The organism is Bradyrhizobium sp. (assembly GCF_049581145.1).
GTDB lineage: Bacteria > Pseudomonadota > Alphaproteobacteria > Rhizobiales > Xanthobacteraceae > Bradyrhizobium.
Genome location: NZ_JBAURI010000394.1, coordinates 1 through 7105 on the forward strand (window position 1 = coordinate 1; position 7105 = coordinate 7105).

Annotated in this window: 6 protein-coding genes; all 6 read right to left on the minus strand. The window is 63.3% G+C overall.

From position 1 onward, the window contains the following. Window positions 1–1364, minus strand: a 1364-nt coding sequence (locus WCB02_RS12745) for a cache domain-containing protein (RefSeq protein WP_423958582.1), incomplete at its 3' end; no start/stop codon positions are given. Window positions 1365–2048: 684 nt separating this feature from the next. After that, entirely contained in the window at window positions 2049–2306 is a 258-nt protein-coding gene (locus WCB02_RS12750; protein ID WP_423958583.1) for a hypothetical protein, read from the minus strand. A 75-nt stretch (window positions 2307–2381) separates the two neighbouring features. Then, window positions 2382–3557, minus strand: coding sequence for a lipase family protein (locus WCB02_RS12755; RefSeq protein WP_423958584.1), 1176 nt, complete (start codon window positions 3555–3557; stop codon window positions 2382–2384). Between the two features lie 411 nt (window positions 3558–3968). Then, complete coding sequence (locus tag WCB02_RS12760; protein WP_423958585.1) at window positions 3969–4394, minus strand: nuclear transport factor 2 family protein; 426 nt, start codon at window positions 4392–4394, stop codon at window positions 3969–3971. A gap of 310 nt (window positions 4395–4704) precedes the next feature. Next, window positions 4705–5628, minus strand: coding sequence for a sterol desaturase family protein (locus WCB02_RS12765; RefSeq protein WP_423958586.1), 924 nt, complete (start codon window positions 5626–5628; stop codon window positions 4705–4707). 151 nt (window positions 5629–5779) lie between these two features. Next, window positions 5780–6808 (minus strand): helix-turn-helix domain-containing protein, encoded by a 1029-nt coding sequence (locus WCB02_RS12770; protein WP_423958588.1) that lies wholly within the window; start codon window positions 6806–6808, stop codon window positions 5780–5782. Window positions 6809–7105: the final 297 nt, after the last annotated feature.

Genomic DNA, 7105 nt, shown 5'->3' on the forward strand with positions numbered 1-7105 from the left:
CAGTCGGGTACCCGGATGGTCTCGCACCAGCGTTCGCAGCCGTCGGGAAACGCCGCCTTCTCCTCGCCGCTTGTGGTTCGGCCCGCCAGCGCCGCCTCGATCTTCAGCCGCCATTCGCCAAGCCGCACGGGGTCGATGAAATCGTCGATCTTGCGGCTGCGGATGGCGTCGGCGGACGACTGGGCATACCATTCCAGTGCGACGCGGTTGGCATAACGGATGTGACCATCGGCGCCGACATGGACGATCAGGGCCGGGACGTTTTCGGTGACCAGCTGATGCTGCGCGAGATTGTCCCGCAGCGCCTGTTCCGATGTCGCGCGCAGCCGCCACTGCCGGGCCAGGCCGAGGCCGAATCCGACGATCAGCAGGTTGAGCCCGGCGGCGGCCAGGCTGTAGTACAGCGCATTGTTCTTCCAGCCGGCCAGAAACTCGACCGGGTCGCGTGCGACGGTCACGACCAGCGGCATGCCGGCGACCCGCCGATAGCTGATGCTCCGCGACGTCCCGTCCGTGATTCCGGTCCCTTTGAAGCTTCCGCTCGGCGCCTGCGGGAGCAAGCGGGTGAACAACAGATTCGATCTGAAGTCGCGACCGGCAAATTCGTCCGCGCTCGGCGTTCGCAGCAAGATCCTGCCGTCGTCGCGGTAGAGCGTCACGGTGCCGCGCTGCCCCACGTTCAGTGACAGAAAGAACTGCCGGAGGCTGTCGTAGTCGAGAGCCACGAAGACGACGCCGCCAAAACGCCCGTCGGCAGCGAGAAACGCGCGGCTCACTGCAATGAAGCGAACTTGAGGAGCAACGCGTGCAGCAAGCGGCAGGTCGATGAAGAGACCGCGGCCGGGGTCATCGCGCTGGGCCTTGTAATAAGTCCGGTCGGCGAAGTTTGCCGGCCGGCCGGACGCCTCCTTGCCGCTGGTGTCGCCCAGCAGGTTTCCGTCGGCATCGAGAACCACGATCGATTTTGCCGCGGGGTACGGCGCCACCCTGCGTTTCAACTCAGCGACCAGGGCCGGATTGCCGGCGGATAGCAGCGCCGGATTCTGCTCGAGAGCATCGATGGTCGTGCGCAGCAGAACGTCGACGCCTTGCATGTTGCGCAACATGTATTCTTCGAGGGCGCGGGCGAGATCGTCGTTGGCGGCTTCGATCGCCCGATAGGTCTCCCGAAAGTTCACGGAGAGCACATGCGCCACGAAGGCATCACACAGGATCGCCAGCACGAGGCCGCTCAGGACGATGATGCGGGGAGTCCAGCGTCGGTCCATTCCGGTTTTGGATTCGGCGCCGGTCAAGGCGCCAATGATGCCTCTGTGCGGCGGACCGCGCCGCTCGCCGACTGTCGCTTTGGATTGATCCAACATGGCGCGCTAGAATTTTGGGAGTGGTCGAGCAGGTCTATCGTGAATTGGAAGTCAATTGTGATTGATCGTCGCCCATCGTGAGCGTTAGCGAAATCGTCCGAAGTTGCTGAACCCGGCGTCTCCGGACCAACGCCTCGCGAGACACTGCACGATTGTCCGCGTAGCACGCTTTGCGGTGAGATGTCATCCCGTTCGCGGCTTCGGCCGCGGCGAGGGCAGACCGACTCTGGATCAGGGCTCCCCCGCGGTGTTGGAGACGATGATGTGAGGCCACACCCGCCGCCTTCGCCCCGGCATGGCCCGCAATTGCGCAACGTGGGCGCGGACGACGGGGAGATAGCTCCGCAAGATGGTTGAGGCCGCAGCCGGAACCAGCCTCGTCATGTCCAGCTCGAGCCGAGCGTCTTTTCTGGTTTGGCTTTCGATATTTGGATCGATACCCGTTCGCCCAGGGCATCGCGACAGCCGAACAGGCGTTTGAGCGAATATCCACACATCACAATCATTGCGAGCATCGCTGGGAGCTTTTCCGACTCGGTAAGATTAGTCCCTACTGCATCATAACCGAGCGAGGCAGCTCGTCATTCGCGGGCATTCGCAAAGCGAATGAGCCCGGAACCCATAGCCACAGGCCGGAGTGCTGGACGAGATGGTCGTTGCATGGGTCTTGATTGATGATCAGGATCAGCGGTGATGGATTCCGGGCTCGCGCTCCGCGCGCCCCGGAATGACGGTGGTGAGAGAGGCGAGCAGACTGTCAGACGCGACAGGCTGTTTCGCTCCGTCGTGCCTGGGCTTTGCCTGCCCGGCGAAGGAAGCCTTCGTGCAGGAAGCCTTCGTGTAGGAAGCCTTGGTGTAGGAAGCCTTGGTGTAGGAAGCCTTCGCGTAGGAAGCCTTCGCGTAGGAAGCCTTCGCGTAGGAAGCCTTGGCATACGAAGCCATGGCGTAGCCGGGTCCCGCAAGATGGCCTTCGTCCCCGGCGACGGTGCCGCGCCGGCCGCGCCTGTCATGGCCGGCTCAGCCGCCATATTGCTGCGTCATGTATTTCAGATAGTTGCCGAGGTGGTGCTGCCAGAAATAGTCCAGCGCCTGGCAACCTGGCGTCCCATCGGTCGGGTTTGCGCCCGGGGTGGCGAACAACGGCAGCAGCGAGCCTGCGGCTGCATAGTCCAGCGAGTCCTGAATCTGGTCGAGGATCTGTCGGATCAGGTCCGCGATGGCCGATCCGGTAATCGGCGCGGCGGCTGCCGCGCCGAGCTCGGCGGCATTCAGATGAATCGGCTCGGATGTCAGTCGCGCAGAGAGCCCCTCGACCCGCTGCTGGAGCCTCTGCGCCAGCTCATCGCGGGCAAGACTGACGGCGCTCTCGGCGGCGGTGGCCAAACCGCCGAGGGCGGGCATCGCCTCGGGATTGGGACTGCCGCCGAACCCGCGCAGCGGATTTGGCGTATTGAGGTCTGAGATCCACTGCAGGGTAAACGGCGCCTGCGGCACCCAGTCCTGCGTCGAGGTCACGGCCCAACCGTATCCGTCGAACCCGGCAAGCCGCGCGTAATCATAGGCGTAATGGTCATTGCCGGCCTTCGCCGGTGCGAAAGTATAGGTCTTGTAGGCCGGCCCCTTGAACAACAGCGTCGAGTGCCGGACCAGCGAGGTGAGCAGCGTCGCAATCGAGGCCCCCTGGCTGTGCCCGGTGATGTAGACGTCGTTGCCCGGCTTCGCGAGCTGCCCCAGCGTCACGAACAGCGGGTGATCGGTGGTGAACAGCATGAGCAACAGGCTCAGCGCGAAGCCCGAATGCACACCGGCCTTCACGGCGCTGTCACCCTCGTCGCGGGCGAGATAGAACGGCAGCGAGATCGGGCCGAGCTTGAGGTCAAAGCGCGCATTGATCAGCGGAAACAGCAGATCGGCCAAGACGCTGGCGGCACTTGCGACAGTGCCGCGCACCGCGATCGCGTATTGGCTGGTATTGCTCTGGTTCTGCCAGACCTGCCAGTAGTTATCCAACAGCGTGGAGCTCGTCGGGGTCAGGTTCTCAACGATGGCCCAATTCGCGTTCGGTTGGGGAACGGCTGGGACCCCGCACGTTGCCACCGCTTCGGTGAGCGACGGCGTGCCGGCATAGGCCTGCTGCGCGATCTCGAGCAGAAGCTGCGCTTCCGCGAATTGGAATCCGGGCTTCAGCGTCATGCTATCCCTCCCCTGCAAATGCTCAGCTCCAGCCGCTCGTGTTCGGACCCGTGAGCCGGCGGCCGATATCTTCTCTCCCTCGGAGGTTCGTCAATTAAAGGCTGTATGAATTGTACGATACAATATCAAGATGTCGATCGATCTTTTTGAGGACGCTGTGACCGTGAGCGACCTGGGCAGGCCGCTTCCATGACCAATTGACTTGAACGTTTGGCGATGCCGCCGGCGTGGCCGCTGCACTCGCGATGGCCCGCATGGAGCACGAGACGGATGGCCCGTCTGGGCCCGGCAGAGGCACCTACTTGATTCATGAAACGGCTAGGTCATCGAGAGCAATTGATAAAGACTGTCGCGATGACCGGGGATCAACGTGGACCCCCGGCTCGCCAATCGTGCGCAACGCTTGGAACGCTAGTCCTTTGGAGGGGGCGCCTTCGGCATGGCCGAGAGCATTCTGATCTTCCAAGTACCGCCTTCACGAACATCAGTCGATGTCCAGATGCCTTTGACTTCGATAGCTGCGCCGGACGGGTTTTGGCCGGTGATGTGATATTCGCCCATCGCAAGGAGGGCGTCTGGTCCCAGCGGCCAGACCTGATCCACTGTTATTTGATTGTGGTTGAACCCGGCCTTGAACGCGCCGTCGTAGATTTGCGCGATATCCGTGTGCATCCCCGTCGGATTGACGGCGATGCCGCCCGTCGCGTAGAGCGCGGCAATGCCGGCGCTATTCCGTTGGTTGAAATTCTCCGCGTAGGCAGCGGCGATCTTTTCAGCTTCCATCTTCAGGCCCTGGTCCGCATCGGCGGCGACCGCTGGCGCCGAAAGGATGGCCATCAAGAAGCACAAGACGTAAGATTTACGCATGCTTTCCTCCTCTAAAAATTTACTGTCTTGAAAAAAGAGTGAGCCCAGCGTCGCTGGGGCAGCGATGAAAGATAGCACACAATCTTACGTTGGTGAGAGCCCGAGCTGGGTACGATAATGCCGCAAGGCGCCGGCACGTCGTGAATGACTCATTAGAATTTGTTGGATTGTAGAGTCGAGCAAGCGCGCGGTGGCTTGGGCCATTCGGCGACGCCCCGTCTCCCTTCCCGTTCATCAAGCCGGACGTGCGGATTTCCGGCATCCGGCATTCCGATAGAATTCACGGCAGGCCCACGGATGTGGCGCGAGGCTCCGCCTTCGCCTTGCAATTCGGACCCGGTCGGCTGTATCGGGCGACTGGGCACTCTGGCGGGACTCCGCTTGGCGGGCCGATCAGGCAAGCGAGCCGTTCGCGCCAGGAGCGTGCCCGCGACAGATCACGCCCCAGCGCCGCCCATTCGTGAAACGCGATGACGATCGGATTGTTGGAGCGCAACGGCGTCACCAGGCCATACCGGCACGGCAGGTCGTCTTGTTCGGCGACGAACGTCCCGAACATGCGGTCGAACACGATGAAGATGCCGCCGTAATTGCGGTCGAGATATTCCGCGTTCGAGGCATGGTGCACGCGATGGTGCGAGGGCGTGTTGAGCAAATATTCCAGCCAGCCGAGCTTTGGAATCCACTCGGCGTGCAGCCAGAACTGATAGAGCAGGCCGAGGCCCGCGGCGATGAACACCGGGCCCGGCGGAAAGCCGAGCCAGATCATCGGTACGTAGAAGATGGCCGCTCCGCTCAGCCGCCCGGTCCAGCCGAAACGGTAGGAGGCCGCGAGATTGAACGCGTTGGACGAATGATGAATGGCATGCGTGGCCCAGAACCAGCGCACGCGGTGGCTGCAGCGATGGAACCAGTAGTAGCTGAAGTCCTGGGCGATCACGAGCACGACCACGGTGACGGCGCTGTTGAGCGACACGGTGAACAGCCGATGGCGCCAGGCGAAATCGACCACAGGCTGCGCCAGGCTGAGCGGCAGGAACGTATAGACGAAATACTGACGGCCCAGCGCGTCGGCAAGCGAGGCGAGATAGGCGCGCCAGTCGTAGTCCCGCCGCGTCAGCACTGCGAGGACCAGGCCCTCCAGCGTCGCGATCACGATCACGGCCGGAAGGGCGAATTGCAATATGTGGACGAGCTCCGTCATGGCCAACCTCCGCATCGCAGGCACCGACCCTGCGGGATCGAAGGTTGCACGACAGCAACACCGCTTCGCGCCGATTCCCTTGACCTGACTGGCCGATTCCTGGAAACGGCCGGTCAAATCCGGAATCGGCAAGAGGTCGGCCAGGGATCGGTCAGGGATCGGCGCCCGGCGCGCCGCCGAGCTGGGCGCGCCGATACTCCGTCGGCGTGAGCCCGGTGTGCGCCTTGAAGGCGCGATTGAAGGGACCGATCGAGCCGAAGCCGGCGTCGAGCGCGATCGTCAGGACCGGCACGGCGGCCTGGGCCGGATCGCCGAGCGCGGCCTCGGCTTCCGCCAGGCGATAGCCATTGATGAAGGCGCTGAAATTGCGCTGGCCGAGCTGCCGGTTGATCAGATGGCGCAGCCGATGCTCGGGAACGTCGAGCTTTCGCGACAGCGACGCGACGCTCAGCTCCGGCTCGCGATAGATCTTGCCATGGTCGAGCAAGTTGCGAAGCGCTGCGAGCTGCTTCGCATCGGCGCCGGTTGGAGCTGGCACTTGCGGCGCATCATTCGGAAGCGATGGCTTTTGCCGCCCTTGGACGGGGACGGGCACCAACGGCTCGCCGGATGGAAGAGATCCCAGGACCGCGAACAGGAAGATGAAGCCCATCAAACCGGTCGCGTTCGCGAGACTGAGCGGCGCCGCCGACAAGCCGCCGGGCCACAGCCACTCCGACGCGATGATCACGACCCCGTAGAACGCGGTCACGACGGCATACCAGACACGAAGCCGGCGCCGCCCTTCGACGAGGTCCGCGGCCCGGCCCGCCAATGCCTGCCAGATGCCGAGCAGCATGAGGGAGACTGACAGCACAGATCGCGCGACGTCGATGGACATCGGGTGTTTGGCCATGGCCGCCCCACCGAGCGTGACCAGCGCCAGCCAGGCGAGCGTCTGATACCACCGCAGGCGGAACTCATCGACGAAGATCGCTCCCATTGCGATCCAGAACGCGGCCGGTGTGCCGCAACTCATCAAGTGCACCGGAGCCCGCAGCCGCAGATCCAGCGCTCCGAAGCCGGGAGCCGACTCAACGATATAAGCCGCGATGCTCGCGAGCAGCAGCGCCGAATAGCGGCTGACCTCACTGCTTCCAGCGTTGCGGGCGAGGACCGCCACGCGGAGCAGGAGAACCACAACCGCCCCTCCGCGCAATGCGGCTTCCAGGGTCGACATGCAACTCGATGGCCTCGTTCGAGATCGTCTTGCGAGAAAGAGAATGCCACCGGGATAGCCGTGTCAACAGCGGCTTCAGCGCAAATGCTGGAGCTTTGCTGGCTCGCAGTCCCCCGGCGTTGCTCCGTGCCGATGCCGTACATTCAAGCGCAAGCGCAATGTCGTACCGGAAGCGCGAAGACCGCCGGTTGCCGACGCTTCGGCGCAATTGCGGACCGACCCTAGTGGGGCACAAGGCTATTCTGGATAGTCGTCAGT

Bases quoted from the DNA above. Each gene is read 5' to 3' on its own strand.
- WCB02_RS12750 (WP_423958583.1), bottom strand. From the start codon at position 2,306: ATGGCTTCGTATGCCAAGGCTTCCTACGCGAAGGCTTCCTACGCGAAG.
- WCB02_RS12755 (WP_423958584.1), bottom strand. From the start codon at position 3,557: ATGACGCTGAAGCCCGGATTCCAATTCGCGGAAGCGCAGCTTCTGCTC.
- WCB02_RS12760 (WP_423958585.1), bottom strand. From the start codon at position 4,394: ATGGCCATCCTTTCGGCGCCAGCGGTCGCCGCCGATGCGGACCAGGGC.
- WCB02_RS12765 (WP_423958586.1), bottom strand. From the start codon at position 5,628: ATGACGGAGCTCGTCCACATATTGCAATTCGCCCTTCCGGCCGTGATC.